Origin of the sequence: Corallococcus sp. CA047B (assembly GCF_003612065.1) — a bacterium.
Lineage (GTDB): Bacteria > Myxococcota > Myxococcia > Myxococcales > Myxococcaceae > Corallococcus > Corallococcus praedator.
In genome coordinates, this window is record NZ_RAWD01000570.1 from 1 (window position 1) to 2,740 (window position 2,740).

Consider the following 2,740-nt stretch of genomic DNA (forward strand, 5'->3'; position numbering starts at 1 on the left):
CTGCGCCAGACGCTGCCGGCATCCGATGCGGCGGGGCGCGTGGGGGCCCTGGTGGTGGGCGGCGAAGCCCTGCCTCCCGGGAGCCTGGACTTCTGGCGGCAGCACATGCCGGGCACGCGGCTCATCAACGAGTACGGCCCCACGGAGACGGTGGTCGGATGCGCGGTGTACGACGTGCCGCGCGACGCGGACGTGTCGGCCGGTGTGCCGATTGGACGGCCCATCGCGAACACCCAGCTCTATGTGCTGGACGCGCGCCTGCGTCCCGCTCCGCTGGGCGTGGCGGGCGGGCTGTACGTGGGCGGCGACGGCGTGACGCGCGGCTACCAGCAGCGGCCGGAGCTGACGGCGGAGCGCTTCATCCCGGATCCGTTCAGCGCGGAGCCGGGCGCACGGATGTACCGCACGGGCGACGTGGCGCGGTGGCGGGCGGACGGGCAGCTGGAGTACCTGGGCCGAGCGGACTTCCAGGTGAAGGTGCGCGGCTACCGCATCGAGCTGGGCGACATCGAAGCGGCGCTGTCGCGGCAGCCGTCGGTGCGCGAGTCGGTGGTGGTGGTGCGCGAGGACGTGCCCGGAGACAAGCGGCTGGTGGGCTATGTCACGGGCGAGGCGGTGGACGTCGCCGCCCTGCGCGCGTCGCTCCAGGAGCAGTTGCCGGCCTACCTGGTGCCGTCGGCCCTGGTGGTGCTGGAAACGCTGCCGCTCACGTCGAACGGCAAGGTGGACCGCAAGGCGCTGCCGGTGCCGGAGGGCGAGTCGCGCAAGGACTCGGACCTTGGCGGCCTTCGCACGCCGACCGAGGAATTGCTCGCCGGTCTCTTCGCGCAGGTGCTGGGCGTGGAGCGGGTGGGGCCTCGGGACGACTTCTTCGAGCTGGGCGGACACTCGCTGCTGGCCACGCGCGTGGTGGCACGCGTGTTCGGCCTCTTCGGCGTGGAGCTGCCGCTGCGCGAGCTGTTCGACGCGCCCACGGTGGAGAAGCTGGCGCGCAAGGTGGATGCCCGGGCCCGGGCCGGTGACACGCGTCCAGCTCCTGAGCTCGTGCGGGTGCCGCGCACGGACGGGCTGCCCCTGTCGTTCGCGCAGCAGCGGATGTACTTCCTGGAGCAACTGGAGCCGGACAGCCCGCTCTACAACATCCCGAATGCCATCCGCCTGGAGGGCACGCTCGACGCGGACGCCCTGGAGCGCGCGTTCGATGCGCTGATCGAGCGTCACGAGGGATTGCGGACCACCTTCCACGCGGATGCGGAAGGGCGCCCCTTCCAGCGCATCGCCGCCGAGTTCAAGTCGGGTCTGGTGCGGGTGGACCTCCGCGACCTTCCCGAAGCCGAGCGCGAGGAAGCGGCCCGTCGGCAGGCACATGCCGAAGCGCTGCGTCCCTTCCACCTGGGCCAGGGGCCGCTGCTGCGCGCGACGTTGCTGCGCACCGGAGAGCGGCAGCACCTGCTCGTGGTGGTGCTGCACCACATCGTCTCCGACGGCTGGTCCGCGGGCGTGCTGGTGCGCGAGCTGGGCGCGCTCTACGCGGCCTTCAGCGCGGGCCGGCCTTCACCGCTGCCCGAGCTTCCGTTGCAGTACGCGGACTACGCGGCGTGGCAGCGCGACTGGCTGCGCGATGAGGCGTTGGAGGAGCAGGTCGGCTGGTGGCGGCGCGAGCTGGACGGCGCCCCGGCCGCGCTGGAGCTGTCGACGGACAAGGTGCGTCCCGCGACGTCCACGTCCCGGGGAAGCTCGGTGCCGGTGCGGTTGACGAAGCCGCTGTCGGACGCGCTGAAGGCGATGGGACGCCGCGAGGGCGCGACGCCGTTCATGGTGTTGCTCGCGGCGTGGCAGGTGTTGCTGTCGCGCTACAGCGGGCAGGACGACATCAGCGTGGGCACGCCCGTCGCGGGGCGGACGCGGGCGGAGGTGGAAGGGCTCATCGGCCTGTTCCTCAACACGCTGGTGCTGCGCACGCGGCTGACCCCGGCCGACAGCTTCCGGCAGGTGCTGGGGCGGGTGCGGGAGACAACGCTGGGAGCGTTCGCGCATCAGCAGGTGCCGTTCGAGCGGTTGGTGGAGGCCCTGCGCCCGGAGCGCGATCTGGGCCGCACGCCGCTGTTCCAGGCGATGCTCGTGCTCAACACCGAGGTCGACACGGAGCTGGCGCTCCCGGACCTCACGCTGCGCCCGGAACCCGTCGAGGGTGAGCACACGAAGTTCGAGCTGAGCCTGTCGCTCGCCGCATCGGACGAAGGCTTCCGTGGCGCGCTCGGCTACAGCACGGAGCTGTTCGAGCGTTCGACGGTGGAGCGGATGGTGGAGCACCTGCGGGTGCTGCTGGAGGGCGTGGCGGCGAACCCGGATGTGTCCGTGGGGGCGCTGCCGCTGCTGGACGCCACCGAGCGCCTGTTGGTCCTGAAGACGTGGAACCAGACGGCGGAGGCAGTGCCGTCGAAGAGCATCCCCGAGATGTTCGAGGCACAGGTGGAGCGGGTGCCCGGAGCCATCGCTGTGGTCGCGGATGGGAAGCAGCTGACGTACGCGGAGCTGGACGCGAAGGCGAACCGGCTGGCGCGAGCGTTGGTGAAGGAAGGCGTGGGCCCCGAGGTACTGGTGGGCCTGTACGTGGAGCGCACGGTGGAGGCGGTGGTGGGGATGCTGGGCATCCTCAAGGCGGGCGGCGGCTACGTGCCGATGGACACGTCCTTCCCCGCGGCGCGCGTGAAGGCGATTGCCGAGGACGCAAGCCTGC

At 71.7% G+C, this 2,740-nt stretch carries 1 protein-coding gene; it reads left to right on the forward strand.

Features of this window, described 5'->3' with window-relative positions:
- On the forward strand, positions 1–2,740 hold a 2,740-nt coding region (locus D7X74_RS41075), incomplete at both ends, for a condensation domain-containing protein (RefSeq protein WP_147446884.1).